Genomic DNA, 26,686 nt, shown 5'->3' on the forward strand with positions numbered 1-26,686 from the left:
AGGCGCTCTAGTGCATTTGCACTGTCAGGACTTGTTTTTCAGGCGCAGTTCGCCGGCAAACAGCCCGCGTTCACGGGCCCAAACGATGGCCGCGCTGCGGCTGTGCACCCCCAGCTTGGAGTACACCGTGGCCACGTGATTGCGTACGGTGTTGGGCGCCAGTTTCAGGCGTGAGGCGATTTCTTTGTCGGCCAGGCCTTCGCAGATCAGCCCCAGCACATCGCGCTCACGGGCGGTGAGGTCGGTGAAGCTGATATTCGGCGCGTTGGGGCTGTTGACACTCTTGGCGTTGGCCAGTTTCTCGATCAGGGTCTGGCTGAACCAGGACGCGTCCTGCATCACTTCCTCAATGGCCGCCACCAATTCCAGCTCCGAGCGCTTGCGTTCGGTGATGTTCATCAGCACCAGCAGGTAGCAGGGCACGTCCTCGATGATCACGGTATCGGCGGACACCACGCAGTCGATCACCTCGTTGCCTTTTTTGCGCACCTTGAGATCCTGGCCGTCGAGGTTGCCCGCTTTCTCCAGGGTGGTGAACAACTGCGTGCCCGCCTGGGGGCTGTCGATAAAGTCGATGTCTTCGATCGATTTGCCGATCAGCTCTTCGCTGATATAGCCGGTGATGCTCATAAACGCTTCGTTGACGTCCACCACCTGGCGGTTGGCGGCGTTGCACACCAGCGTGGGCACCGGCGTGAGGCGGAACGACTTGGCAAAACGTTCTTCACTCTGGCGCAGGGCCACTTCGGCCTTGCGTCGCGGCTCCAGGTCGGTGAACGAAAACAGCATGCAGTCTTCCTCGTTCATGTCCAACGGCTGGCCGGCGACGATCACCAATTTGCTGCCGCCGTCGGGCAGTTTGAGTTCGGCCTGCATCTGCGGGATCGTCGCGCCTTCGCCCAGGCGCTGGATAGCCAGGTCTTTGCGCTCGGCCTGCTCCAGCACGTCCAATTCATACACTGATTTACCGATGACCTGGTCACGGTTGTAACCGGTCATCTCCAAAAAGCCCTGGTTGACCTTGATGTAGCGCAAGTCGCTCAAGCGGCAGATCACCGCAGGCGCGGGGTTGGCGTTGAAGGTTTTTTCGAAGCGCTGCTCGGCGCTGGCCCATTCTGTGGCGTCGCTGAGGATCAACACCAGCAGCTCCGGCTCGCCGTGGGAGTCACTGATCACCAGGCTGCGCAGGCGGTGCACCCAGGTTTTGTCCGGGTCGGCGGTGGGCGTGACTTCCACCACCACATCGCTGAATTCATCACCGGCCGCCGCGCGGGCCAAGGGGTAGTTATCCAGCTGTACGGGATGGTTGTTGCGGTACCGCAGGGCGAAACGCTCGGCGTAGGCTTGAGTGTTGGCGCCCAGTGCCTGCACGTCATCCACGCCGTGCATGGTCAGCGCGGCTTCGTTGGCCCACAGGATGGTCTGGTCGACTTCCGCGAGGATGATCCCATCCGAGAGCCCGGAGATGATCTGCTGCAGTTGGCGGCGGTTGGTTTCTTTGGCAAGGACGTCCTGGCTCATGGTGTCTCCCTGGGAAAGCGCATGCAAACTCCGACAGCCAGGGGGCCGGATAGTGCAAAGAAAATGCGGTCGGGGGGAGGTATGAATGCACGCGATTGGAGTGTGCATTTGAGCCAGGGCTAGCCCTTTGTGCCGGCGCCGAGCGACAACCACAACAAGCCCCGCAGGCATATTGGTTTCAACGAGGCAGCGCGTGGTGCCGGGTGTATCCCAACATTTGATCGTACAGATCCGCACGTCGATCCCGTTGCAAGTCGTTCAAGTTGTTCCAGATCGGCGCACTGCGTGCCCTGCTCAGGTCGACATCCGCAAACAGCACCTCTTGCTGATCGGCGGATGCCACCTTGCCGATCGGCCAACCGTTGGTGCCTGCGACCAGTGAGCATCCCAGATAACGCGCATCACGTTCCTGGCCGATTCGGCTTGCGGCGGCGATAAATACGTTATTGACGTGTGCCGCCGTCATCGTCAGGTAAGACGCCATGCACTTGCCCGCTTCGTCGAACAGTGGGGGAGGCGTCCAGACCCAGTTGTTCAAACTGCAAATAATATCGGCACCTTGCTGACCGAGAATGCGCGGCACTTCGGGAAACCATATGTCCCAGCAGATCAGCATCCCGATGCGGCCGATGGGCGTGTCGAACACTGGAAAACCGGTATTACCGGGGGTGAACCATAACTTCTCCAGGTTCCACAGATGAGCCTTGCGGTACTTTCCGATCATACCGTTCGGGCCTAGCAGCACGGCAGTGTTGAACAATTGCAGTTCATCGACTTCATTGAGACCGGCCACCAGGTAAACCTGATGCTTGCAGGCAAAGTCGACCCATGCTTTTACGCTAGGTCCCCCTGGGACCGCTTCGGCGTGGGCGAAGGCATCCTGGCGGTCAGCAAAGAAATAGCCGCAGTTTGAAAGCTCCGGCAACACGATCAATTTGGCGCCACCGTTGGCGGCCTGCGCCGCCAGCTCCAGGCTAAGGCGCAGGTTTGCGCGGCGGTGGTCAATCCCCACCTGGGGATCGAATTGCACGACAGCGACACGGACAGGGCTTATGGATGGGTTCATGACGGGTATCCTCTTTGGGGAATAGGGTTGGCTGTCCATAAGAGGTGATGCGCAGGCCGGAGAATATCGGGCGCTTCTGCTTGGGGGGTCAGGTAGCTCCTGAAATAAGCGAAGGTCCTGCTGCTGCTGCTGCTGCTGCTGCTGCGCAGCCCAGTGCAAGCAAGCTCGCTCCGCCACAGCAAGCTTGCTCGTCATAAGGTCGCGCAGGGTTAGCGCGGCTGCACGCATTCCAGCGAGCGATCCACCATCACGCTTGCCATGTCCACCAGATGCATGACCGACAGCACCAGCGTGCGTGAAGTACCGTCCAATTGATCCCCCGCCGTTTGTGCGGCCACGGCTGCGCAACGCAGTACGCTGCTGGCGTGGGCCAGGGCGTCTTCGAAGCTGACGTCTGGGGTGGTGGTGAAGAAATGCAGTTCTGAAGTGGGTGGTGCGGGGACAAGTTTGTCCATGGGTTCAACTCCTAATCTAAGTTGGAAAGCCACCACCGTCGCTACCAAACGACTTTAGGGTGGTGACCGTACGCAGATTGGTAGACCGGTGATTAGGACCCGGTGCACCCGAAGGTGCCCTGCGCACGGCCACCATAACGCAGGGCCGAAAAAAAGCGCCTTGCAGAAGGGGGCGCTTAGCGCCTAATCACTCGTGGTCTACCAAACCCCGAATCACTGAATTGGCAGTGACCGGCGAAGACTAGCCAGCGGATTTGAGCGGCGCAAGCGGTTGGGATTCTCTCGGAAACGTCCCGCAAGTTAAAGGGAAATGTCGCTGCTCCAACTTTTCCTACACTTGCCAAACCCCACCGATTCTGGGAAAACCCCAGCCTTTACGCCTTCAACGAGAACCCGATGAATCACGACGAACTCCAGATCACCGACATCCGCCAGGGCACCGGCAAAGCCGTGGTGAAGGGCGCGCTGATCACCACTCAATACACCGGCACCCTGGAAGATGGCACGGTGTTCGATTCATCCTGGGAACGGGGCAAGCCGTTCCAGTGTGTGATCGGCACCGGGCGCGTCATTAAAGGCTGGGACCAGGGCCTGATGGGCATGCAGGTCGGCGGGGTGCGCACCTTATACGTGCCGGCGCACCTGGCCTACGGCGAGCGGTCGATGGGTGCGCATATCACGCCCCACAGTAATCTGCGCTTTGAGATTGAGTTGCTGGAAGTACTGACGCGGGATGATTGAGTCGTTTCGACGCAAGGAGGCTGCATGAACATACTTCACGTATTGCGCGACAGCTGGGGTTGGGCGGGCATTGACCCTGTTGAGGTCGTAGGCGCTACGGCGTTCGGCAATTTGATGGTCAGGGACGAACAGGGCCACTACTGGCGAGTCTGCCCCGAGGCGCTTTCCTGCGAAGTGATCGCCGAGACCCGCGCGGCCTTGGATGAAGTTTCCAAAGATCAGGTCTTTCTGCACGACTGGTATCTGCAACCGATGGTGGATCACGCCGAGGAGATGCTGGGACCGTTGGCGCAGGGTGAGGTTTACCATTTCGTTATTTCGCCGGTGTTGGGCGGCGAATACGCCAGCGACAATGTGCGTCGGCTTGATCATGTCGAGCAGCTTCGGTTCTGCGGTGATCTGGCGCGTGAGATCAAGAATTTGCCTGACGGCGCACAGGTGAAGCTCAGGATTGTGGATTAGTGGCTTGTAAGGACAGCACGTTATGGATTGCATGACTCCTCTTCCTCTGAGTACCTTTCCCGATATTCGAGTCGTGGCGCTTACCGTGGCTGACGATGTCGAGCTACAGCATTTTTTCGAGCAGGCGCCGGATTACTTCATCGCGGTCAATGGCGAGCCGGCCACGCCAACCGAAGCGCACGACGAGTTGCTAAACCAGCTTCCACCGGGCTGGCGTTGCAGCCGAATCTACTGGCTGGGGTATCGCGGGGCGCACGGCCAACTGGTCGCTGTGGTGAATATCGCGGCGGATTTGCTCGCTGAGGGCGTCTGGCATATCGGCCTGTTGCTGGTCGACTCGCGCTGGCATGGCAGCGGCCTTGCGCAGCACCTGCATGCTGACCTTGAGCGCTGGGCGATAGGGAACGGCGCCCAGTGGCTGCGGCTGACGGTGGTGCTGGGCAATACCCGCGCCGAGCGCTTCTGGCCCAGGCTTGGGTATGTACCGGTGCGCACTCGTGACGGGGTTGCGATGGGGCGGCAGGTGAACAGGGTGTCGATTCAGATCAAGGCGTTGGCGGGTGGGAGGGTTGAGGATTACCTGGCGTTGGTTGAGCGGGATCGACCAGGCACACCCTAGACGCGATGGCCTTCCTTATTGGGGCCGCTTCGCGCCCCAGCGCAAGCCCGCTCACCAACAAGCCAGCTCCTGCATTTGATTTTCTGCGTGCCCAGAGCCGGTTCCTGAACCCATCCTGAAGAATCTTCTTATTCACCAGGCGGAAACTTTCCTACGGTTTACTCTCCTGAAATCGGGGCGTAAGCTTCGCGCGTTTTCATCAATAGCGGAGACCCTCAGTGGGTACTTGTTCGAGTGACAGTAGTCGGCCGGTTGCGGTAACCGGCACAGGCTTGGCAAGGTAACGCGCATTTATCCGATGCCGTTGTCTCGCCATCAAAGCGAGAAGCGGCATCAAGGCAGCGGCCAGTCCTGGCTCTGTTTCGATCCTCTTTCATCGACGCTGACCAGCACCTGAGTAACCTTGGGATGCTACGGACGCGCCTGCCTTTTGCGGCGGGCGGGCCAAGCCGGCTGTGCCTGTCTGACAGGCACGGTGCGGATGGGCAGTACCTGCACGACGGTTTTTTCCTCGCGCAGGAGTAACACCATGAACCTCACTCTGTTGAAAGAGTTCTTCGCCGGCTTCCTGCGGACCCGGCACATTGCCCGGCATTTCCGTCGCCTGGCCATGCTCGAAACCGTCACCGACGCCAGCGTCAGCCGCGAAGTGCCGCCGACCCTGGCGCAAACCCTGGTGGTCGCGGCCAACAGCAGCACTGTGCAATTGCTCGGCACGTTGGGCAGCCATGGCGAGGGCTTGAGCTCTCAGGAAGCTGACGCCCTGCGCGTGCAATATGGCCTCAACGAAGTCGAGCACGAGCAGCCGCTGCCGTGGTGGGTGCACCTGTGGCACTGCTACAAGAACCCGTTCAACCTGCTGCTGACTTTGCTGGCGGTGGTCTCCTGGCTGACCGAAGACATGAAGGCCGCCACGGTGATTTTCTCCATGGTGGTGCTCTCGACGCTGCTGCGTTTCTGGCAGGAGGCCAAGTCGAACAAGGCCGCCGACGCCTTGAAAGCCATGGTCAGCAACACCGCCACGGTACTGCGCCGCGATGCGGCCAAGCGCATCGAGTTGCCGATCAAACAGTTGGTGCCTGGCGACCTGATCGTGCTGTCGGCCGGCGACATGATCCCCGCCGATTGCCGCGTGCTCAGTGCCAAGGACTTATTCGTGAGCCAGGCGGCGATGACCGGCGAATCGATGCCGGTGGAGAAATTCGCCCAGCAGCAGGACGCCCACACCCGCAACCCCCTGGACCTGGACAATATCCTGTTCATGGGCACCAACGTGGTGTCCGGTGCAGCGACGGCTGTGATCCTGACCACCGGCAACAGCACGTATTTCGGTGCGTTGGCGCAACGTGTGACGGCCACTGACCGTGCCACCACTTCGTTCCAGCATGGCGTGAATAAAGTCAGCTGGTTGCTGATCCGCTTCATGTTTGTGATGGCGCCGCTGGTGCTGTTCATCAACGGCTTCACCAAGGGCGACTGGACCGAGGCGCTCCTGTTTGCGCTGTCGATTGCCGTGGGCCTGACCCCGGAAATGCTGCCGATGATCGTCACGTCCACCCTGGCCAAGGGCGCGGTGTTTTTGTCGCGCAAGAAGGTCATCGTCAAGCGTCTGGACGCGATCCAGAACTTCGGCGCAATGGACGTGCTGTGCACCGACAAGACCGGCACCCTGACCCAGGACCGGATTTTCCTGGCGCGCCATGTGGATGTGTGGGGCCAAGAATCCGACGACGTATTGGAAATGGCCTACCTCAACAGCTACTACCAGACTGGCCTGAAAAACCTGCTGGACGTGGCGGTGCTGGAGCATGTGGAGGTGCATCGCGAGCTGAAAGTCGGCACCGCGTTCCACAAGGTCGACGAGATCCCGTTCGATTTCAATCGCCGCCGCATGTCGGTGGTCGTGGCCGAGCAGGGCTTGCCGCACCTGCTGATCTGCAAGGGCGCCGTGGAGGAGATCCTCTCGGTGTGCAACAGCGTGCGCCACGGCGACACCAACGAAGCGCTCACCGAGGAACTGCTGGCGCGCATTCGCCAAGTGACCGCCGCGTTCAATGAAGAAGGCCTGCGTGTAGTGGCCGTGGCCGCGCAACCGATGGCACCGGGGCGCGACACCTACAGCCTGGCGGATGAAAACAACCTGACGTTGATCGGCTACGTGGCCTTCCTCGACCCGCCCAAGGAAAGCACCGCGCCTGCTCTCAAAGCCCTGAAAGCCCACGGCGTCGCGGTCAAAGTGCTGACCGGTGACAACGAGCTGGTGACTGCAAAGATCTGCCGCGAAGTGGGCCTGGAGCAACAGGGCCTGCTGATGGGCAACGACATCGAAGACATGACCGATACCGAGCTGGCCAAGGCCGTGGAGACCACCAATGTGTTCGCCAAGCTGACGCCCAGCCACAAGGAACGCATCGTGCGCCTGCTCAAGGCCAATGGGCATGTGGTGGGTTTTATGGGCGACGGCATCAACGATGCGCCGGCGCTGCGCACGGCGGACATCGGTATTTCGGTGGACAGCGCGGTGGACATTGCCAAGGAAGCGGCCGACATCATCCTGCTGGAAAAGAGCCTGATGATCCTGGAAGAGGGCGTTCTGGAAGGGCGCCGCACCTTCGCCAACATGCTCAAGTACATCAAGATGACCGCCAGTTCCAACTTCGGCAACGTGTTTTCCGTGTTGGTGGCGAGTGCATTTATCCCGTTTCTGCCGATGTTGCCGATGCACCTGTTGGTGCAGAACCTGCTGTATGACATTTCCCAGATCGCAATCCCGTTCGACAACGTCGATGACGAGATGCTGGCCAAGCCACAGCGCTGGCAGCCGGGGGATGTGGGGCGCTTCATGCTGTTTTTCGGGCCGATCAGTTCAATCTTTGACATCACCACGTTTGCACTCATGTGGTACGTGTTTGATGCCAACACGCCAGACCATCAGACGCTGTTCCAGTCAGGCTGGTTTGTGGTGGGGCTGCTGACCCAGACGCTGATCGTGCACATGATCCGCACGCCGAAAATTCCGTTCCTGCAAAGCCGTGCAGCAATGCCGTTGATGGTGATGACCGGCGTGATCATGGCGGTGGGAATTTTCCTGCCGATGGGGCCGCTGGCGCACTACTTCAAATTGCAGGCGTTGCCGTCGCTGTATTTCGTGTTTTTGCCGGTGATTCTGCTGGCGTACATGGCGCTGACCCAGGCGGTGAAGGGCTACTACATCCGTAAGTTTGGCTGGCAATGAGCAGGGACGATTTCCGATGCAAGCAATCAACAACATCAACCTCGATTCCCTGATCGACACCCTGGTCAGCCTCACCGCCGCGTTTATCCTCGGCGGCCTGATCGGTTTCGAGCGCCAGTACCGCCAGCGCACGGCGGGCCTGCGCACCAATGTGCTGGTGGCGGTGGGGGCGGCGATTTTTGTCGATATGGCCAGCCGCCTCGGTGGCGCGGAAGGCGCGGTGCGGGTGGTGGCGTATGTGGTGTCGGGCATTGGCTTTCTCGGTGCCGGCGTGATCATGCGCGAAGAAGGCAATGTCCGTGGGCTCAACACCGCCGCCACGCTGTGGGCGTCGGCGGCGGTAGGGGCCTGTGCCGGCGCCGACCTGGTGCTTGAAGCGTTGCTGGGCACACTGTTTGTGCTGGCGGCCAATACCTTGCTGAGACCCATCGTCAATAACATCAACCGCCAGCCGCTTGATGTGGTGTCTGCGGAGGTCACGAACATCCTCTATGTGATCGCCCGGCGCACTCAGCAAACCGCGGTATTGGCGTTGCTGGAAGCCGAATTGGCGCGGTGCAATTACCCGGCCAGCGATGTCGATGTGCGACCGTTCGGCACCGAAGAGGTGGAAATCGAAGCCACGCTGGCGGTGACCTCTGTGGACGGTGACGAACTGGACGCTCTGGTCGCACGGATTTGCAGGTCGAGCCTCGTGGTGCAGGCCTTCTGGAGCCCGAGTACGACCGAGTAGTTCTGGACACCTGGTTATGCGTTATTGAGGAAAAGTCCTACAAGCAGTCGAGATTATCCCTTCATTTTGAACGGCACACGGTTGATAAGGTTGCGCGCTTGCGTCTGCTCAGGAATCAAGGCGTCGCACTACACGTAGTTACTGTGTTTTTCAAAGGAGGGGCCTTTTCTGCCTGAAGCGTCGTACAGAGTAGTCAGTACCGTTTGTCGGAACTGTTACTTTTCACAGGTAGTTGGGTCTCGCGTGATATGTCAGCGTACTGATGTTCTCCGGGGACTCTTATGAGCAACAAAGCTTTAATTGTGGACGATCACCCTTTTATACGCGCCACCGTCAGGTACCTGTTGAAGCAGGAAGGCTTCGATAGCATCTACGAGGCGGATAACGGTGCCGACGCCATGCAGGCTGTGCGCGAACAGCATCCGAACCTGATCATTCTGGACCTGGCGATGCCTAAACTCGGTGGGCTGGAGGTGATCAGTCGGGTCAAGGCGCTTGGGTTGGACTGCAAAATCCTGGTGCTGACCTCGTACCTGGCGGTGTTTTTTTCCACCCGTTGTATGCGCGCTGGAGCGATGGGGTTCGTCTCCAAGACCGGCGAGCTCGATGAGTTGCAAAAGGCGATAAGGGCGATCAGGTCTGGCTACAGCTGCTTCCCCAGCTTGCCTACCAGCTCGGTGCGGCGCGACGACTTGCAATCCACTGAGCGGGAGTTGGTGGAGGCGTTATCTGACCGTGAGTTGGCCGTGCTGCAGAAGCTGGCGCTTGGCCTGGGCAACAAGGAGATCGCTGAGAACATGCTGTTGAGCCACAAGACTATCAGTACCTACAAGACGCGCCTCAAGGAGAAATTGCGAATGTCATCGGTGGTGCACCTGTCCAAGTTCGCTCAGCGCAATCACTTGATCTGAAATGATTGCCACCCGTCTGTTGAGGTACGTGGCCATGCTGCTGGTGGGGCTGATGCCCTCTGGTGTGATGGCCCTGGATGAGCCGCACACACTGCGGCTGTTGGGCCACTCCACCCTTGAAGGGCCGCCGGTGGTGCTGGACGAAGCCGATTGGTCTTGGCTGCGCACCCAGCGCACATTGTCGATGGGGGTGTCGGCGCCCGATTACGCGCCCTTTGATCTGAGTAATAACAACGATGAGCTGGAGGGCATCACCGCCGATTATGCGGCGCTGATCGCCCAGGCGTTGAACATTACCATTGAGGTGCGGCGTTACGACACCCGCGATGAGGTGATCGAGGCCGTCAAGACCGGCGCCGTGGATTTTGTGGGGTCGGCCAATGGGTATGAGGCGGCCGACCCTGAGTTGGCGCTGTCCCGTTCTTACGCCAACGACCAGCCCGCACTGGTAGCGCGCGCGGGGGAAAGTCACACGCTCACGGCCGACCTTGCGGGCAAGCGCGTAGCGATGCTCTACCACTACATGCCGCCCGACGCTGTCCAGGCGTTCTATCCCAAAGCGCAATTGCTTTTGTTTGCCTCGACCTTCGAAGCCATCGGGGCCGTCGCGTTCGGCCAGGCGGATGTCTACCTGGGCGATGCCATCAGTGCCCGCTACCTGATCAACAAGAACCACCTCAATAACGTGCGCATGGCGGATTTTTCGGCGTTGGAAGTCAATCCTTTCGGATTTGCCTTCGCCAAAGATAACCCGCGCCTGTTGAACATCGTCAACGTCGCGCTGGCTGCTGTCCCGGCCAGCCAGCAGATGGAAGTCCTGCGCCGTTGGAGTGCTGGCGGCAGCGGTTTTCTGGAGGCCGATCAGTTGCGCCTGAGCGAAAGTGAGCGGCGCTGGCTGGAGAAAAACCCACGGGTGAAAGTAGCGGTTCCCGACAAACTCGTGCCGTTGTCTTTTTTCAACGAGCAAGAGCAATTCGAAGGGTTGAGCGCCGAGGTGCTGACGCGTATCAGCTTGCGCACGGGCTTGAAATTTGATGTGGAGCGCGGCAGTTCACTGCCCAAGCTGATTGAGCAGGCAAGTTCAGGTCGCGTAGACATGCTGGCGGTCGTCACCCCGAGCGTGGAGGGAGCCGAGAAAATTCGCTTTACCCGGCCTTACCTGTCCAACCCTTATGTGTTGGTAGTACGCGCCGACGACGAACATCTGGTAACCCTGGAAGATATGCCCGGCAAGCGCCTGGCGATTATTCGCGATACCAGCCTTTCTGCGCAGATCGCCCGGGATTACCCCAGTATTGAGTATGTTGATGTCGAGAGTCCTGAACAGGCCATGGAGTTGGTGGCCAAGGGCAGTGTCGAGGCGACGGCCGTTTCGCTGATCAGTGCACGCTATATGATCGCGCGCCATTACCGTGAGCGCCTGCGTATCACCAGTACCGTCGGTAGGGAGCCTGCGCGTTTTACCCTTGGGGTCAGTCGCAGCCAATTAGAGTTGTACTCGATCCTCGACAAGGCGTTGTTGAGTATTTCCCCGGAAGAGATGGACGAACTGACCAATCACTGGCGCAGTGAAATCATCCTCGAAGACAGCTACTGGATACGCCATCGCAATGTGATTATCCAAGGGTTCGGCCTGGCCGCCCTGCTGTTGTTGGTCACCCTGGGCTGGGTGTTCTATCTGCGCAACCTGATTCGCAAGCGCGCTCAGGCCGAGCGTGCCTTGAGCGACCAGATGCGGTTTATGGGCGTGCTGATCGATGGCACGCCGCACCCGATTTATGTGCGCGACCGCCAGGGTCGCTTGATGGCCTGCAATAATGCCTATCTCGATGTGTTCGGCTTCAAATTGGAAGACGTCATCGGTAAGACCGTGGTGGAAACCGACACCGGTAACCCGCCCCAGGCCCAGTCGTTCCATGCGGATTACTTGCGCTTGATGGCAGAGGGCGAGCCGCAGATCCATGACCGCGTGCTCAAGTTGCCTGCCGGTGGTGTGCTGACCATCTACCAGTGGATGCTGCCGTACCGTGATAGCCATGGCAGTGTCGTGGGCATGATTGCCGGTTGGGTGGATGTCAGCGAGCGCCAGCGGTTGTTGGGCGAACTGCAGGAGGCCAAGGAGGAGGCTGACGCCGCCAATCGCGCCAAGACCACCTTCCTGGCGACCATGAGTCACGAGATCCGTACGCCTATGAATGCGGTGATCGGCATGATCGAGTTGGCCCTGAAAAACGCCGAGCATGGCAGGGCCGACCGCGATGCGCTGGAGGTTGCGTCGGTGGCATCCCGCAGCATGCTGGAGTTGATCGGCGATATTCTCGACATTGCGCGGATCGAATCCGGTCACCTGTCCCTGAGCCTGGAGCCGGCCAACCTGCATGAACTGCTGGCCTCTGTGGCGCGGGTATTCGAAGGGTTGGCGCGGGACAAAGGCCTGATGCTGCAGGTGGAGCTTGACCCGTTGATCGACAGGGTAGTGTTGGTCGACCCGCTGCGCTTTAAGCAAGTGGTGTCCAATCTGCTCGGGAACGCGATCAAGTTCACCAACGCCGGCCAAGTGCGCCTGGGCGCCCAGTGCGCACCGGCAGTGGCTGGCGACCTGTTGAACCTGCGCTTGTGGGTCGAAGACTCGGGCATAGGTATCAGCGCCGAAGATCAGCAGCGTTTGTTCAACCCCTTTATCCAGGGTCACAACAACGGGCAGTCGGCGCGCAGCGGTTCGGGCCTGGGGTTGGTGATCAGTCGGGACCTGTGCGAGATGATGGGCGGTCAACTGCACCTGACCAGTGTGCTGGGCAAGGGCACTCGGGTTGACGTGGCGGTGGCACTGACGACCACCACGCAGGTATCGGCCGGCGCAGAGGCTGCGAACCTTCCGCCGGCTGCCACGTTGAACATCCTGGTCGTAGATGACTATCCGGCCAACCGCCTGCTGCTGGCGCGGCAACTGAGTTTTCTGGGGCATCGCATCAACACGGCCGAGGATGGTATCCAAGGGTTTGCACTGTGGCAGGCCGGGCAGTTTGATGGCGTGATCACCGATTGCAATATGCCCTTGAAGGACGGTTATGCGCTGGCACGTGATATTCGCGCCGATGAGCGCGAGCGTGGGCTGAAACCGTGCCTGATACTGGGGTTTACCGCCAATGCCCAGCCGCAGGAGACCGAACGTTGCCGGCAAGCAGGTATGGACGGTTGCCTGTTCAAGCCTACCGGGCTTGACGACTTGAGGTTGGCCTTGGCGTCACGTACCGCCGAAACCGTAACGGATGAAGCCTCGCCGGCGTTTGATTTAAACCCGCTGCTTATGCTGACGCAGGGTGATAACGCTGCCCTCAACGAGCTGCTGTTGCCGTTGCTCGACAGTCTCGCAGAGGACCGTAGGCGCTTGTCGGCGCTGAACGGCCAAGGCGATATCGCCAAGCTTCATGACTTGGCTCATCGTGTCAAAGGCGGCGCTCGCATGGTCAAGGCCCAGGTGTTGATCACTTGCTGCGAGACGTTGGAAGACGTGTGTGAGCGGCGTGACAGCAGTGGGTTGGGCGCTGCGGTCGAGGCGTTGGGCGTGGCCATCGAACAGTTGCATCACAGCCTGAGTCGGTACCGCAATCAGGCTTGACTGAGGTGGATGGCCATTCGGTGGATTTGGGAGAACTCCTACACGAAGGGGGAACATCCCTGATTTTGTCTTCGGGATATGTCTGGAAAATGGGCGTCGCTCACTGACGAGCGCTGCCTGCCCAGGGGTTTGCCATGCCGAACAAAGCACTGACCATCCTGATTGCCGATGAACAACACCTGCAACGGTTGTACATCGAGAAAATGCTCAATCAGTTGGGGTACCACCGGATCGTGCCGGTACAAACCTTCGAAGAGGTCCAGATACTGACGGCCATCCCAGCCGAGCCCTTTGACGTGCTGATCATCAATGCGGGGCTGACAACTCATGCCTGTGGGCCCCAACCCCAGGTGCGCCATGTGTTGGTCTACGATCACCTGGATTTGGGTGCAGCCCCCGGCGTAACACCGGCGGTGCTGGTACGGCTGCCCGGCGTGCCGGACAACGTCAATCTTGAACACTTCATGGACATTATCGACCCACCCGAGGCCTGCGCCGGCCTGCGGGTGTTGCCCTGGCTGCGTGAATTATCACGCACACGGGTAGCAGGGGTTTAGTCCCACTTCGGCGCGATGCCCTTGGGGCTGGTCAAGCGATGGCCGCGCTCCAGCCCGGCAATCTGCGCCATATCGGCAGCGCTCAAGGTCAGTGGCACGGCCTTGAGGTTGCTTTCCAGGTTGGCGCGCTTGGTCGACGAAGGGATGACCGCATAACCCAACTGCATGGCCCAGGCCAGGGTCACTTGTGCCGGGGTGGCGTGGTAGGCAATGGAGTCAAGTATCCCGCGTCGTTCCTTCGCAAACACAGCCGAATCCGAAAAGGACTCTTGACTGCAAATCACGAATGGCAAGTGTGTGGGGCGGGGTGTTGAGGCGCTGTACCCGCTGTAGCAGCGCCTTGATCGATCACTCTTGAGCGCGCAGGCGCTCTGCAGCCTTGCGCAACAACTGCTCGGTGGCGGCCCAGCCGAGGCAGCCGTCGGTCACGGACACACCGTATTTCATCGCCGGGCTCAATGGCTGGCAGCCTTCGAACAGATGGCTTTCGAGCATCATGCCGATCAGCGCGGTGTCACCTTTCAAGCGCTGTTCCAGCACATCGTTGAACACGGCTGGCTGGCGCAGTGGGTCCTTGCTGCTGTTGGCGTGGCTGCAATCGACCATGATCCGTGGCATCACCTTGGACTTGGCGAGATCGTGTTTCACCGCTGCCACGCTCTGGGCATCGTAGTTCGGCCCGCTATGGCCGCCGCGCAGCACCAGATGGGTATCAGGGTTGCCTGGGCTCTGGATGATGGCCGGGTGGCCTTGGCTGTCGACGCCGAAGTGGCGGTGCGGGTGGGACGCCGAGCGCATGGCGTCACAGGCAATCGCGACGCCGCCGTCGGTACCGTTCTTGAAGCCCACGGGCATGCCCAGGCCGCTGGCCATTTCGCGGTGGATCTGGGATTCCGTGGTGCGCGCGCCAATTGCCACCCAACTGAGCAGGTCATCGAAGTAGCCGGCGGCCATGGGTTGCAACAGCTCGGTGGCGACCGGCAGGCCCAGGCGCAGCATTTCGCGTATCAGTTCGCGGGACAGGGTCAGGCCAGCCGCCATGTCATCGCTGCCATCCAGGTGCGGGTCGTACGCCAGGCCTTTCCAGCCGATAGTGGTGCGCGGTTTTTCGACGTAGGCGCGGATCACCAGCAACATCTGGTCGCTGACCTCAAGGGCCAGTTTCTTCAGGTTTCGCGCGTATTCCATGGCCGATTCCGGATCGTGGATCGAGCACGGGCCGACAATTACCAGCAAGCGTGAATCTTCGCCATTGAGGATGGCGCGCACGGCTTGGCGATGGGCGTGGATCTGTTCGTTGAGGAACGGGCTGAGAGGGAGCTGGTGCTTGAGCTCAAGCGAGCTGGGCAGGCGCTGAGTCAGGGCTTCATTGGCGCTGGTCAGGTTTGAAACAGGCAGAGCGGCGACGGAGGAGTTCATATTCAAGGCTTCCTGGGCAAGCGGCGGGTTGCTCCCGCGCGCTTGGCCTACTGGGGTGTTCGACAATTGGCCGTATCGGCTACGTGTGTTGGCTTGCCACCCATTGGTGACCGATCGGAGGCGGCAGGCTGTCCCGAGCGGAGCTTGCTAAATCGCCATGCAGTGCAAGTGTCGTAGCGGTAATAAGTGGCGTAGTTCATGTCGTGATTCCTTTAAGTGTTCTTGATCAAGCTGAAAAGTGTGTGGGGACCTGAAAAACAAAACCCCCGGTCGGGGAGCCGACCGGGGGTTAGATTTCTCTGGTAGGCGACCCCTTGAGTAGTGGGCGCCGATTTCAGGTATCAGGCGCGCCAGTGGCTAAACCAATACCCAAAATAAGAGCTGACCAGTGCGCTCAAACCGTTCACACGGGTAGCCGACACCGAGCGCTGGGCGCTGGCAGTCGGGCAAACCTGAGTGTGGGTGAGTTGCAACATGGTATGTCTCCAAATGATGGGGGGAGCTTACTAGAGGCACGCAGGGGGATTCAATCAGTAATTTCTATTGCGGTGGGGTACTTACGGCTATGGGGTGAGTGCCGATATGCTGGTAACACTTAGATATTGATTGCTTGGACGCGACCATGACTGCCTTCACCCTTGCTGCTGCTCAATCCATTTCCATTGCGGGCGATGTGCCGGCCAATATCGAACGCCACCTGGCATTTATGCGCGCTGCGGCGCAGCAGGGTGTGCAATTGCTGGTGTTCCCCGAGTTGTCGTTGACGGGCTATGAACCGTCGCTGGCGGCTGAGTTGGCGATCGCGCCAGAGGACCAGATGCTGGCGCCCCTGCGTGAAATGGCACGGGAGCTGCGACTGACGGTGGTAGTGGGTATGCCGATCCGACTGGCGCCGCAGACAGGTGTGTTGATCGGTGCGCTGGTGTTGGGCGCAGATGGCTCACTGGCGGTCTATACCAAGCAGCATCTGCATAATGGCGAAGAAGGCGCGTTTGTCCCAGGGCAGGGCGGTGCGGCCCTTGAGTTCGGGGATGACCGGATTGCACTGGCGGTGTGTGCGGACTTTTCCCATGCTGGCCATCCGCGTGCTGCGGCCCAATCGGGTGCCACGGTGTATGCCGCCGGTGTGCTGATCAGTGAGGGCGGTTACGCAACGGACAGTGCGCTGCTCCGAGGCTACGCTGCGGAACATGGCATGGTGGTGTTGATGGCCAACCATGGCGGCGCCTCGGGTGGCTGGGCCTGCGCCGGTCGCAGTGCGATCTGGGCCGCCGATGGCGGTTTGCTTGCGGCTGTGCCTGGGGTAGGCGATGCGTTGCTGATCGCCCGTCGCGACGGTGAGCGTTGGACTAGCCAAGTGATGGCCTTCTAAATGGTTTTTCACCTACGCGCGGCGACGGATCAGCACTTGCCCTTCGCACGAACGCTCACCCACGAAGCGATGGCCCGCTATTACGTGCAGTACGGGCTGTGGTGGTCCAACGATGGCTTCGACACCGCCTGGGCCGGTCGGGAAAATTGGCTGATCTGCCGCGACGACGCCGTGCTGGGGTTTGTGAGCCTGAGTCGAGACAGCCGCGCGCTCTACATTCGCGAGTTGCATATGCTCGAAGACTGTCGCGGGATCGGCGCCGGGACCTGGGTGTTGGGGCAGATGGCGCTCAAGGCACAGAGGCTTGGCCTATTGCGTCTGACCGTGTTCAAGACGAATCCGGCAAAAACGCTTTATTTGCGTATGGGGTTCAATATCGTGGGTGAAGAAGACTGCTTCTGGCGCATGGAACGTGTCTGTAGTTAAACCCTGCGTTGAATCCCAATAAGCGCATACTGGCCTCAGGAGTCGACTTCCTGATCGTTGTTTTGGCCATCAGCCTCAGAAAGGATAATCCCCTCTTTCATGCCCAGAAGGACCGCTACCTTATGGGCCTCTCCACGTCGTCCCTTTTTGCGCCCAGCGAGCACTTGATAGGTGGTTGCCGGATCGACGCCATGTTCTCGGGCGAACGCTTGAACTGATTTTCCTTGGTGTTCCAGCCAGGCCTTGGCTTGTGCAGCAGTACGGATTCCGGGCATAGTTCAAAACCGTTCAAATTTGTTTAACTAAGAGATGAGTGTGTCACCTCTTGGGGTGTGCCAAATAGGATCATACATCCAAATGAGTGGAATCGGTTCGCGTTTGAGGCAAGAAAGAGAGCGACTTGGCTTGTCGCAAAAAGTATTTGGTGAAATAGGAGGCGTTGAGGCCAACGCACAAGGCAAATACGAAAGTGGAGGGCGGGCACCTAAAGCGGACTACCTGTCGCGGGTCGCCGAAAGAGGCGTGGACGTGCTGTATGTGTTGACCGGTGTGGCCACGCCGATTCAATTGGAAAACCTGAGCCAGATTGAAGAGAAGGTGCTTGGGGACTACCGCGCAATGTTCAAGGAAGACCAGGCTGCGATCCGTCGTCTGACCTCGACCCTCGCCGAGCATTCATCCGCGATGAACGGAAAAGCCAAGCCGCAGCCCCAGGATTCCTGACCCTTCGCCCAGCAAATCAAGCCACCCGCCTGCCAGCGGGTGGCTGTCGTTTAACCAAACTCCATATATATGACGTGTGCAACTAGGTCTGCGCCTTGGTTTTTTGCTAAGGTGTTCAGCAACCTATAAGACCATTTCGCGAGGTGTCTGCTTGATTAGGGTGCTAGTAGTCGATGACCATGATCTCGTTCGTACAGGCATTACACGAATGCTGGCTGACATCGATGGCCTGCAAGTAGTCGGCCAGGCAGAGTCAGGGGAGGAATCCCTGATCAAGGCCCGGGAGTTGAAACCCGATGTGGTGTTGATGGACGTCAAGATGCCTGGGATCGGCGGTCTTGGTGCGACGACCAAATTGCTGCGCAGCCATCCGGACATCAAAGTCGTAGTGGTGACCGTGTGCGAGGAAGATCCGTTTCCGACACGTCTGCTGCAGGCAGGCGCTGCGGGTTACCTCACTAAAGGCGCTGGCCTGGCGGAAATGGTCCAGGCCATTCGCCTGGTGTTTGCCGGCCAGCGCTATATCAGCCCGCAGATTGCCCAGCAATTGGCTATCAAGTCCTTCCAGCCTGTCAGCGACTCGCCGTTTGATACGCTGTCAGAGCGGGAAATCCAGATCGCCTTGATGATCGTCGGTTGCCAGAAGGTCCAGACGATCTCCGACAAACTGTGCCTGTCACCCAAGACCGTCAACACCTACCGCTATCGCATTTTCGAGAAGCTCGCTATCAGCAGTGATGTTGAATTGACCCTGCTCGCGGTGCGCCACGGTATGGTGGACGCCAGCGCCTGACATGACCACACCGTTTGATCCGAGTGCCTTTCTCTCAACCTGCAGTGGCCGCCCCGGCGTGTACCGCATGTTCGACAGCGAGGCACGCCTGCTTTACGTCGGCAAAGCCAAGAACCTGAAGAACCGTCTGGCGAGCTACTTTCGCAAGAGCGGTCTCGCGCCGAAAACCGCCGCACTGGTGGCGCGTATCGCCCAGGTCGAAACCACCATCACCGCCAATGAAACCGAGGCGCTGCTACTTGAGCAGACGCTGATCAAGGAATGGCGACCGCCCTATAACATTCTGCTGCGTGACGATAAATCCTACCCCTACGTGTTTTTATCCGACGGTAACTTCCCACGCCTGAGCATTCACCGTGGGGCGAAGAAGGCGAAGGGCAAGTACTTCGGGCCTTATCCCAGCGCCGGGGCGATCCGTGAAAGCCTGAGCCTGCTGCAAAAAACCTTTTTTGTGCGCCAGTGTGAAGACAGCTTCTTCAAGAACCGCACGCGGCCTTGCCTGCAATACCAGATCAAACGTTGCAAGGGGCCGTGCGTGGGTCTGGTGGAGCCGGCGGAGTACGCCGAGGATGTGCGCCATTCGGTGATGTTCCTCGAAGGACGCAGCAACGCGCTGACCGACGAGCTTTCCACGGCCATGGAGCTTGCGGCCAGCACTCTGGATTTCGAGCAGGCAGCAGAATTGCGCGACCAGATCTCCTTGCTGCGCCGGGTTCAAGACCAGCAAAGCATGGAAGGTGGCACTGGCGATGTGGACGTGATCGCGGCCTTCGTCAACCCAGGCGGCGCCTGTGTACACCTGATCAGCGTGCGCGGCGGACGAGTGCTGGGCAGCAAGAATTTCTTCCCGCAGACCGGGATCGACGAGGAAGTGGCCGAAGTCATGGCCGCCTTCCTGGGCCAGTACTATGTGAGCAGCCCTGAGCGCGACCTGCCGTCGGAGCTGATCGTCAATGTGGTGCACGAAGACTTCCCCACCTTGATCGAAGCGATCCACGAACTTCGCGGCCGGGAACTGGACATCAGCCACCGTGTACGCGGCACCCGAGCGCGCTGGCAGCAACTGGCGGTGACCAACGCCGAGCAAGCCCTGAGCGCACGCCTGGCCAATCGACAGCATGTGGCCGCACGCTTCGACGCTCTGGCCGAAGTCCTCAACCTGGACGAGCCGCCACAGCGCCTGGAGTGCTACGACATCAGTCACTCCAGCGGCGAGGCCACTGTGGCCTCCTGCGTTGTGTTCGGGCCGGAAGGGCCGATCAAGTCCGACTATCGGCGCTACAACATCGAAGGCGTGACCCCCGGCGACGACTACGCCGCCATGCATCAGGCCCTCACGCGCCGCTTCAGCAAGTTGAAGGACGGGGAGGGCAAGTTGCCGGATATCCTCCTGGTCGACGGCGGCAAGGGTCAGCTGTCCATGGCCCGCGACGTGCTCAACGAGTTGGCGGTACCCGATCTGATCCTGCTGGGCGTCGCCAAGGGCGCCACGCGCAAGGCCGGTTTCGAGACGTTGTACTTGAATGATGCCGCCCATGAGTTCACTTTGAAGGGCGATTCACCCGCGCTGCATTTGATCCAACAGATTCGCGACGAAGCCCACCGTTTCGCCATTACCGGCCACCGCGCCCGCCGTGGCAAAACCCGGCGAACCTCAACCCTGGAAGGGGTGGCAGGGGTCGGCCCGACGCGACGTCGTGACTTGCTTAAACATTTTGGTGGCTTGCAGGAGCTGTCCCGTGCCAGCATTGACGAGATAGCCAAAGCACCCGGTATCAGTAAAAAGCTCGCTGAGCTGATTTATGCGAATCTGCACAGCGAATAGAATGCCTTTCCACCTCGTAGCCAGTTGTGCCGATGAATATCCCTAATCTGATCACCGTTCTACGCGTCCTGCTCATTCCGATTTTTATACTGTTGTTCTATTTGCCGTACGAATGGAGCTACCTGGCCTCCAGTTCAGTGTTCGCCTTTGCGGCCGCTACCGACTGGCTCGACGGCTACCTGGCCCGCCGCCTGGAACAGAGCACGCCTTTCGGCGCCTTCCTGGACCCTGTGGCCGACAAACTCATGGTGGCCGTCGCCCTGGTCCTGCTGGTGCAGGAGCATGGCAACCTGTGGCTGACCCTGCCAGCCGCGGTGATCATCGGCCGCGAGATCGTCGTCTCGGCGCTGCGCGAATGGATGGCCGAAATCGGCGCCCGCGCCCATGTGGCCGTGTCCAACATGGGCAAATGGAAAACCGCCGCGCAAATGCTCGCGCTGGTGATCCTGCTGGCAAACCCGTCGGACTTCACCTTCTGGGTCCTGCTGGGCTACGCCTTGCTGCTCATCGCCGCCGGCTTGACCCTGTGGTCGATGCTCCAGTATCTGCGCGCCGCCTGGCCGCATCTGCGCACTGAGGTTGAAAAGAAATAAAACTTTTTTGAATCAAGAGGTTGACGGGTGCTCAAGATTCTATAGAATGCGCATCACCAAGCGGGAATAGCTCAGTTGGTAGAGCACGACCTTGCCAAGGTCGGGGTCGCGAGTTCGAGTCTCGTTTCCCGCTCCAAATATAGATCTACAGACGTCCACTGGATTCTGAAGATCAACGAAATAGACGCTTCGGCGTCTTTTTTCGTTCCGTCAACATCCACTGAAAGCCACGGGTATCCGGACGTTTTTAGTCCAGAATCTAGTCCATGAAAATGGTGGGCTTAGATAAGGCCGGTGATGCACACACAACACGCCGCCCCTCGCTGAGTTTTCGAACACGCAGCGTGCTGTCGGACAACGCACCATAGCGAATGGCAAAGTCGATGCCTTGTCCAGCAAGATCCAGAAAGCCATCAGTCAAATTCAGATCCAGGCTGACGCTGGGATTATCTTCGAGAAATTGATCCAGGATGGGCACGATACGATTTCGTCCCAGGTCAACCGGTGCGCTCAGCCGTATGAGGCCGGAAATACGCTCTGTCCCTAGTTTGATATTGCTCTCGATGTCTTCAGCGTCGGCAAGTATTCGACGCGCGCCATCCACCAGCATTCGGCCCTCGTCAGTCAGGCTGATCGAGCGGGTGGTGCGGGTCAGCAATGTCGCCCCGTAATGCTTCTCCAGCGCCCCTAGCCGCTCCGAGACAGACGTCGGCGAAAGCCCTATCTCACGGCCTGCGGCGGACAAACCACCTTTCTCGACGATCAACAAAAACAGTGCCAGATTCTCGAGGAGCATTATCCGGATTTCCCTGAATATGATTGCGCTTTCAGCCGGATTCTACGCCAGGTTAATCATCGATATCGTTACTTCATTGACTTAATGAGGAACCTGTCATGGTTCTCGATCACGTAACTCTGCGTACCCAAGACCTCAGAGGGACTCGCGATTTCATGATGCGAGTTTTTGACCTGGAGGAAGGTCGTCGTCCCACCGAAATCAGCGGCATCCCCGGCCATTGGTTGTACAGCGATGGCCTGCCTCTGGCTCACATCATTGAGGCTCGCGGCCAAGGACTGCTTAGAGCAGCCGAGTTCATTGATCACGTCGGTTTGCGCATGGGCGCCTACGACACGTTCAAAGCAAAACTTGAGCACCTCGGGATTGCCTACAGAACGACAGAGATCCCTAGCCTTAACGAGCGGCGTATTTTTTTACGCATCCCAGGCGGGCAGTTGTTGGAAACCGTTTTCCCCGGCCCAGCGTTTAAACACAACTGAACGACAATAACCCGCGATTCTGGACACCCTTGTGTACACCACAACCAAGATGCCTTTTCAGGTATGGATTCTCACACTAGCCGCTTTCGCGATAGGTACTGCCGAGTTCGTCAATTTGCTGGCTCTAGGCAGTGCCAGCAAGCGACTATCAATCCTTGCAGACTCCACTACCCCGTAAACATGGGCTGCGTGGATTGAGAGCGCTTATTCAACAGATACCACACACCACTAGCAGATCACTGAACCGGGGACTCGCGGTTAGGTCTTTGATTGCTCAAGGCAGCTTGCATGGTGTTGTATCGCCATTCGATACCCATCGGTGCCGAACCCCGCGAGCACGCCTTTAGCAACGCGTGACACGTAAGAAAAGTGCCTAAAATCTTCACGCCTGTGGACATTTGAGATGTGAACCTCAATCACCGGTACCTCGGCTGCAATCAACGCATCGTGGATGGCGGCCGATGTATGAGTCCATGCTCCTGGATTGATCACAATCCCCGCTATCCTACCGCGGGCCAGGTGAATCCATTCAATCATTTGCCCTTCGTGGTTGGTTTGCTGGAACTCAATTACAAACCCAAGTCTTTCGCCGTACTGCCGACACGTCTGCTCAACGTCGGCCAATGTCTCCCGCCCATACACCTCGGGCTCTCTCAGTCCCAACATGTTCAGATTTGGGCCGTTCAAAACTAGAATGGTGTTCATCATTTAATCCTCGTGAGTCGCTTCAATTCTTCGCGGTACTCATGGCTGCCAGGCGTGCCTTATGATATTCATCGGCTTCTGTGGATTGGGCATCGCGGTTACCGAGGTCGGCTGTGGGAATTCGAGAGGTCTCAGGTGCGCACCAGGCCGCGATACCAGCTAGCAACGTGCACACACAGGCGATCCCACCGACAATCAACGGTATGTTTTCAGTACCAGGGCCTGCGATCAGGGCAAACAGAGCAGGTAACATTGCGGTGATGAACAGTCCGCTGTTTTGCGAAATTGCCATCCCCGACACTCGGTAGCGCGTTTCAAATTGCTCTGGGAAGAAGGATGGGAACACCGCGTTGTAACCTTGGTAGATCATTCCCCACATCAGCAGTGATGCGCCGAAAGCGAGCGGGAGGTTGTGAATGCTGATTGCGTATAGATAGGCAAAGGACATCAGCCCGCAACCAAAGGCGCTTGCGATGATCAGAGGCCGGCGCCCCACCTTGTCAGAGAGACTGCCCACGAAAGGGATGCACAGCACGGCCACGATATTGCCAACGACCGGGATCCACAGGTACACGCTTTTATCGAAGCCGATGCCATAGGCAGGTTGTACCGCATAGGCCGCTCCGAACACAGTCGTAATGACTGGAATAACATTCATCAACGAAACCCCAACTACGACCAGCATGCCTCTCCAGCTGTGTTTGAAGGCTCCGATAATCGGCGATTCAGACTTCTCATCTTTGGTTGTCTGCTCTACGAATGCTGGCGGTTCCTCAACTTCCCTGCGAATGATGAAGCCAGCGATCAGCACTACAGCACTCAAAAGAAAGGGAATACGCCAGCCCCAGCTATTGAAGGCTTCATCGGACATGAAATAGGCGAGAGGCAAGAAAATGGCTGCTGCGAGAACCTGGCCTGCCTGTACCCCTTGAAGCGTGTAGCTGCCGAAGTATCCTCTTCGCCCTTGGGGTGCATGCTCCAGAATCATTGAGCTGGCTCCCGAGATCTCTCCCGCTACAGCAAACCCCTGCACTAGTCGCAGTACTACAAGCAGGATAGGTGCCCATATACCAATCTGATGGTAGGTCGGCAGCAGGCCTACCGCCATGGTGGCGAACCCCATCAGGAACATGCACAGCAGCAGTACGTTCTTGCGGCCACGGGTATCACCCCAGTGACCCAAGAAGAATGCGCCGATAGGGCGAGCAATGTACCCAACCCCGTAAGTCGCCATAGCCGCCACGATGGCAATTTTTGGATCGGTTGAGGGGAAGAAGAGTTGTGGAAAGATCAGTGCTGCCGCTTGGGCATAGATGAAAAAGTCGTAATACTCCAACGCGGAACCAATCCAACCACTTGCGGTGGCTTTCTTCGCTTGCTTGGAACGATGCTGCTCTGTCGCTGTTGCTGTGTTCATCTGACTACTCCAGATATTGTTTTTATAGATCTGGCAGGGCAGCAAAAACCGCCCCGGTACACGTAAAACAGGGCATGACTGAAGCCATGCCAGGCTTAAATACGGTCGATTTCTATGATCGAGCCGCTTTTTGCGGCATGTGAGATAGCCTCAGTGATGATCAGATTCCGCAGGCCGTCGCGCACGGAGACCAGAGGCGTTTCCGTACCTCGTATGACGTTGCAGAAGTGCTCAAGCTGGATCTCAAGGGGGTCTGTGCGGTCTACAGCGCATTGGCCCGTTTGGAAGGGCTTCCACCATGATCTGTCTTCGGCCTTCGGGTAGTATTTGAGACGCATTGTGGGCACTGAAAGTGAGCCGTTCTTCCCACTGATTACGTAGCAATCCTCATCCTCGTAGGACGGATAGCTCGCGTTTTCTTGTGATGTTTGTTCCCAGCTGCGGGCACATCCGGTGCTGTCGGAAAGCAAGAAGGAACCGAGTGCTCCATTCTCAAAGCGCAGGCCGATACAAACGGTATCTTCGACAGGAAATCCACGTGCGACACTGGACTGCATTGCTTGAACAGCAACAATTTCACCGCACAGCGAACGCAGGTTGCCGATCTCATGGATCATATTGATCAGGATAGGGCCACCGCCTTCCTGGCGTCGCCAGATGGCAGCGTCGAAATAGTCATCTGGTTTGTAAAACAGAGCGCTGCCTTGTACAGCGACGATGTCTCCAAGAATGTCGTCTCGGATGATCTCTCGCGCCTTGGCAAGAATTGGGCTATGCGCCCGATGATGCCCTACGAGCAGTTTGGCGTCAGTTGCATCGGCGACAGCGAGTAATCGCTTGCCCTCCTCAACGCTGTGCGCCACCGGTTTCTCGATCAACGCGGCAACACCAGCCTCAATGCACTGCAATGTCTGTGCGACATGTAGGGCGTTTGGAGTGGCGAGAATCACGCCATCAGGCTTGTCCTCGGCGAAACAAGCCAGAAGGTTTTCATACTGCGAGGCGCCCAGCGAGTCTAGGTATGAGTCATCAAGTTCGAACGGATCGATAACGGCTGCCAGTTCGCAAGAAGAACTCGCTTGGATAAGTTCGATATGGCGTCGACCGATGAGGCCGGCACCCGCTACCGCAATTCTGATTTTGGACATGCTTTGATCTTCGCGAGCGTTATTGTTTTGAATCTCGACGTCTTGAGGTCGTGATTCGATCTGCTAGGATCAAGGTTACTATCAACCTGTAAGGCTATAATTGAGCCATATGGAAAATCAGAATTCTCCCATAGTGAATAATGATCCCTTCCTTCGGGATCTGCTTCTGTTCTCCGTCATCGCGAAACGCGGGAGTTTTAGCGCGGCCGGGACAGAGCTTGGAATTTCTCCCGCGCATGTCAGCAAGCGTGTTTTGGCGTTGGAGGAAACGCTTAGCTGCAAGCTTTTTAACCGGACAACCAGGCGGGTTTCGATCACCAAAGATGGCGAGACGATGCTCGTTTGGGCGCAGACGATCATGGACAACGTCAATGGAATGCTTGAAACATCACTAGGAGACCGGGTCGAGCCCAGAGGCACGTTGCGTATCAGCACAAGCCAGCGAATGGGACGATTTCACATCGCTCCAGTTCTGGCCTTGCTTCGTAAACGCTATCCAAAATTAGAGGTCTGGCTTGAGCTGGTTGACCGTCGAACTGATCTTATTGGCGAGCAGTTCGACATCGATATCCGAGTTGGAGAAGTTAACGAGCAAAATCTGATTATTCACAAAATCGCGGATAGCCAGAGGATACTCTGTGCGGCTCCGAGCTACCTGGAAGAGCGCGGTAATCCAAGCTCTCTGAGCGAGCTTCAACGCCACGATTGTCTGTTGTTTCGTGGGAGGGATCAAAGCTTTGGTGTATGGCGGCTTGAGGGGCCAAACGGTCTTGAGTCGGTGAAAGTCACAGGGCCAATGGCGTCCAACCACAGTGATGTCGTTCGAGAGTGGGCACATGATGGTTTCGGCATCATCATGGCATCAACCTGGGATGTGGCCCCGAGCATCAGGAATGGGACGCTCATTCATATCCTGCCTGAACATTTCCAGCCGGCGGACGTGTCCGCAGTCACTACCATTCGGGCTTCTGGATCGATGAAGATCAGGGTATGCCTGGAGTTTCTGAGTGCACACCTAAGTTCTGGCCCTTATGCACTACGAAATGGTTAAGTCCCAGAAGGTGTTGA

At 58.4% G+C, this 26,686-nt stretch carries 26 protein-coding genes, 1 tRNA gene and 1 pseudogene; 17 read left to right on the forward strand and 11 right to left on the reverse strand.

Translation table 11 applies throughout. The annotated features are described in order from the left end of the window. Positions 1-24: 24 nt before the first annotated feature. From DNK50_RS13655 to DNK50_RS13665, 3 genes are all read right to left on the reverse strand, one after another. A complete protein-coding gene (locus tag DNK50_RS13655) occupies positions 25-1,521 on the reverse strand; it encodes a PAS domain S-box protein (protein WP_112194520.1) in 1,497 nt (498 codons plus the stop codon). A gap of 178 nt (positions 1,522-1,699) precedes the next feature. Then, positions 1,700-2,587 carry a nitrilase family protein gene (locus tag DNK50_RS13660; RefSeq protein ID WP_112194523.1) on the reverse strand — a complete coding sequence of 296 codons (888 nt, stop codon included), beginning with the start codon at positions 2,585-2,587 and terminating at the stop codon, positions 1,700-1,702. 209 nt (positions 2,588-2,796) lie between these two features. Further along, the gene (locus DNK50_RS13665; protein WP_112194524.1) at positions 2,797-3,042 is read right to left on the reverse strand and encodes a DUF6124 family protein; all 246 of its coding nucleotides are present in this window, start codon (positions 3,040-3,042) and stop codon (positions 2,797-2,799) included. Between the two features lie 396 nt (positions 3,043-3,438). Between DNK50_RS13665 and DNK50_RS13670 the strand changes: the two genes are divergently transcribed. From DNK50_RS13670 to DNK50_RS13705, 8 genes are all read left to right on the forward strand, one after another. Continuing rightward, the gene (locus DNK50_RS13670; RefSeq protein WP_099585077.1) at positions 3,439-3,783 is read left to right on the forward strand and encodes an FKBP-type peptidyl-prolyl cis-trans isomerase; all 345 of its coding nucleotides are present in this window, start codon (positions 3,439-3,441) and stop codon (positions 3,781-3,783) included. A gap of 24 nt (positions 3,784-3,807) precedes the next feature. Further along, entirely contained in the window at positions 3,808-4,245 is a 438-nt protein-coding gene (locus DNK50_RS13675) for a T6SS immunity protein Tdi1 domain-containing protein (protein WP_112194526.1), read from the forward strand. Between the two features lie 31 nt (positions 4,246-4,276). Further along, a complete protein-coding gene (locus DNK50_RS13680; RefSeq protein ID WP_371929500.1) occupies positions 4,277-4,864 on the forward strand; it encodes a GNAT family N-acetyltransferase in 588 nt (195 codons plus the stop codon). Positions 4,865-5,393: 529 nt separating this feature from the next. Next, positions 5,394-8,099, forward strand: coding sequence for a magnesium-translocating P-type ATPase (mgtA, locus tag DNK50_RS13685; RefSeq protein ID WP_112194529.1), 2,706 nt, complete (start codon positions 5,394-5,396; stop codon positions 8,097-8,099). Between the two features lie 16 nt (positions 8,100-8,115). Further along, positions 8,116-8,832 (forward strand): MgtC/SapB family protein, encoded by a 717-nt coding sequence (locus DNK50_RS13690; protein ID WP_099585075.1) that lies wholly within the window; start codon positions 8,116-8,118, stop codon positions 8,830-8,832. Between the two features lie 281 nt (positions 8,833-9,113). Next, on the forward strand, positions 9,114-9,743 hold the full coding sequence (locus DNK50_RS13695) for a response regulator transcription factor (RefSeq protein WP_112194531.1): 630 nt from the start codon (positions 9,114-9,116) through the stop codon (positions 9,741-9,743). A 1-nt stretch (position 9,744) separates the two neighbouring features. Further along, the gene (locus DNK50_RS13700; protein WP_112194533.1) at positions 9,745-13,362 is read left to right on the forward strand and encodes a transporter substrate-binding domain-containing protein; all 3,618 of its coding nucleotides are present in this window, start codon (positions 9,745-9,747) and stop codon (positions 13,360-13,362) included. A gap of 134 nt (positions 13,363-13,496) precedes the next feature. Then, positions 13,497-13,919 (forward strand): chemotaxis protein CheY, encoded by a 423-nt coding sequence (locus tag DNK50_RS13705; protein WP_112194535.1) that lies wholly within the window; start codon positions 13,497-13,499, stop codon positions 13,917-13,919. On the opposite strand, the pseudogene DNK50_RS13710 reads toward DNK50_RS13705, so the two are convergent. The 3 genes and pseudogenes from DNK50_RS13710 to DNK50_RS29140 all read right to left on the reverse strand — a co-directional run. Further along, positions 13,916-14,125 (reverse strand): annotated as a pseudogene (locus tag DNK50_RS13710) (aldo/keto reductase); the annotation flags it as partial. The gene DNK50_RS13705 and the pseudogene DNK50_RS13710 overlap by 4 nt on opposite strands. A 142-nt stretch (positions 14,126-14,267) precedes the next feature. Further along, positions 14,268-15,338 carry a 3-deoxy-7-phosphoheptulonate synthase gene (locus DNK50_RS13715; RefSeq protein ID WP_112194537.1) on the reverse strand — a complete coding sequence of 357 codons (1,071 nt, stop codon included), beginning with the start codon at positions 15,336-15,338 and terminating at the stop codon, positions 14,268-14,270. A gap of 341 nt (positions 15,339-15,679) precedes the next feature. After that, positions 15,680-15,814 carry a hypothetical protein gene (locus DNK50_RS29140; RefSeq protein WP_256592835.1) on the reverse strand — a complete coding sequence of 45 codons (135 nt, stop codon included), beginning with the start codon at positions 15,812-15,814 and terminating at the stop codon, positions 15,680-15,682. 146 nt (positions 15,815-15,960) lie between these two features. Here DNK50_RS29140 and DNK50_RS13720 point away from each other — a divergent pair, with 146 nt between their 5' ends. Beyond that, positions 15,961-16,710, forward strand: coding sequence for a carbon-nitrogen hydrolase family protein (locus tag DNK50_RS13720; protein WP_112194539.1), 750 nt, complete (start codon positions 15,961-15,963; stop codon positions 16,708-16,710). Next, the gene (locus DNK50_RS13725; protein ID WP_112194541.1) at positions 16,711-17,136 is read left to right on the forward strand and encodes a GNAT family N-acetyltransferase; all 426 of its coding nucleotides are present in this window, start codon (positions 16,711-16,713) and stop codon (positions 17,134-17,136) included. Positions 17,137-17,171: 35 nt separating this feature from the next. On the opposite strand, the gene DNK50_RS13730 is transcribed toward DNK50_RS13725, so the two are convergent. Continuing rightward, on the reverse strand, positions 17,172-17,411 hold the full coding sequence (locus tag DNK50_RS13730; protein ID WP_034097254.1) for a DNA-binding protein: 240 nt from the start codon (positions 17,409-17,411) through the stop codon (positions 17,172-17,174). 82 nt (positions 17,412-17,493) lie between these two features. Here DNK50_RS13730 and DNK50_RS13735 point away from each other — a divergent pair, with 82 nt between their 5' ends. From DNK50_RS13735 to DNK50_RS13755, 5 genes are all read left to right on the forward strand, one after another. Next, positions 17,494-17,859, forward strand: coding sequence for a helix-turn-helix domain-containing protein (locus tag DNK50_RS13735; RefSeq protein ID WP_099585068.1), 366 nt, complete (start codon positions 17,494-17,496; stop codon positions 17,857-17,859). A 151-nt stretch (positions 17,860-18,010) separates the two neighbouring features. After that, the gene (gene uvrY, locus DNK50_RS13740; RefSeq protein ID WP_099585067.1) at positions 18,011-18,652 is read left to right on the forward strand and encodes a UvrY/SirA/GacA family response regulator transcription factor; all 642 of its coding nucleotides are present in this window, start codon (positions 18,011-18,013) and stop codon (positions 18,650-18,652) included. 1 nt (position 18,653) lies between these two features. Further along, positions 18,654-20,477 (forward strand): excinuclease ABC subunit UvrC, encoded by a 1,824-nt coding sequence (gene uvrC, locus DNK50_RS13745; RefSeq protein WP_112194543.1) that lies wholly within the window; start codon positions 18,654-18,656, stop codon positions 20,475-20,477. A gap of 32 nt (positions 20,478-20,509) precedes the next feature. Further along, complete coding sequence (gene pgsA, locus DNK50_RS13750) at positions 20,510-21,070, forward strand: CDP-diacylglycerol--glycerol-3-phosphate 3-phosphatidyltransferase (protein WP_099585065.1); 561 nt, start codon at positions 20,510-20,512, stop codon at positions 21,068-21,070. 60 nt (positions 21,071-21,130) lie between these two features. Further along, a tRNA-Gly gene (locus DNK50_RS13755) sits at positions 21,131-21,206 on the forward strand. 123 nt (positions 21,207-21,329) lie between these two features. On the opposite strand, the gene DNK50_RS13760 is transcribed toward DNK50_RS13755, so the two are convergent. Then, complete coding sequence (locus DNK50_RS13760; protein WP_112194545.1) at positions 21,330-21,866, reverse strand: LysR family transcriptional regulator; 537 nt, start codon at positions 21,864-21,866, stop codon at positions 21,330-21,332. A gap of 98 nt (positions 21,867-21,964) precedes the next feature. Between DNK50_RS13760 and DNK50_RS13765 the strand changes: the two genes are divergently transcribed. After that, entirely contained in the window at positions 21,965-22,348 is a 384-nt protein-coding gene (locus DNK50_RS13765; protein WP_112194547.1) for a glyoxalase, read from the forward strand. A gap of 258 nt (positions 22,349-22,606) precedes the next feature. On the opposite strand, the gene aroQ is transcribed toward DNK50_RS13765, so the two are convergent. The 3 genes from aroQ to DNK50_RS13780 form a co-directional block, all read right to left on the reverse strand. Further along, positions 22,607-23,056, reverse strand: coding sequence for a type II 3-dehydroquinate dehydratase (gene aroQ, locus DNK50_RS13770; RefSeq protein ID WP_112194549.1), 450 nt, complete (start codon positions 23,054-23,056; stop codon positions 22,607-22,609). Positions 23,057-23,075: 19 nt separating this feature from the next. Then, a complete protein-coding gene (locus DNK50_RS13775; protein ID WP_112194551.1) occupies positions 23,076-24,470 on the reverse strand; it encodes an MFS transporter in 1,395 nt (464 codons plus the stop codon). Between the two features lie 95 nt (positions 24,471-24,565). Further along, positions 24,566-25,618 carry a Gfo/Idh/MocA family protein gene (locus tag DNK50_RS13780; RefSeq protein WP_112194553.1) on the reverse strand — a complete coding sequence of 351 codons (1,053 nt, stop codon included), beginning with the start codon at positions 25,616-25,618 and terminating at the stop codon, positions 24,566-24,568. A 109-nt stretch (positions 25,619-25,727) separates the two neighbouring features. Between DNK50_RS13780 and DNK50_RS13785 the strand changes: the two genes are divergently transcribed. Next, a complete protein-coding gene (locus tag DNK50_RS13785; protein WP_112194555.1) occupies positions 25,728-26,669 on the forward strand; it encodes a LysR family transcriptional regulator in 942 nt (313 codons plus the stop codon). The last annotated feature ends 17 nt before the right edge of the window (positions 26,670-26,686 follow it).

The organism is Pseudomonas sp. LG1E9 (assembly GCF_003290225.1).
GTDB classification, from domain to species: domain Bacteria; phylum Pseudomonadota; class Gammaproteobacteria; order Pseudomonadales; family Pseudomonadaceae; genus Aquipseudomonas; species Aquipseudomonas cyclaminis.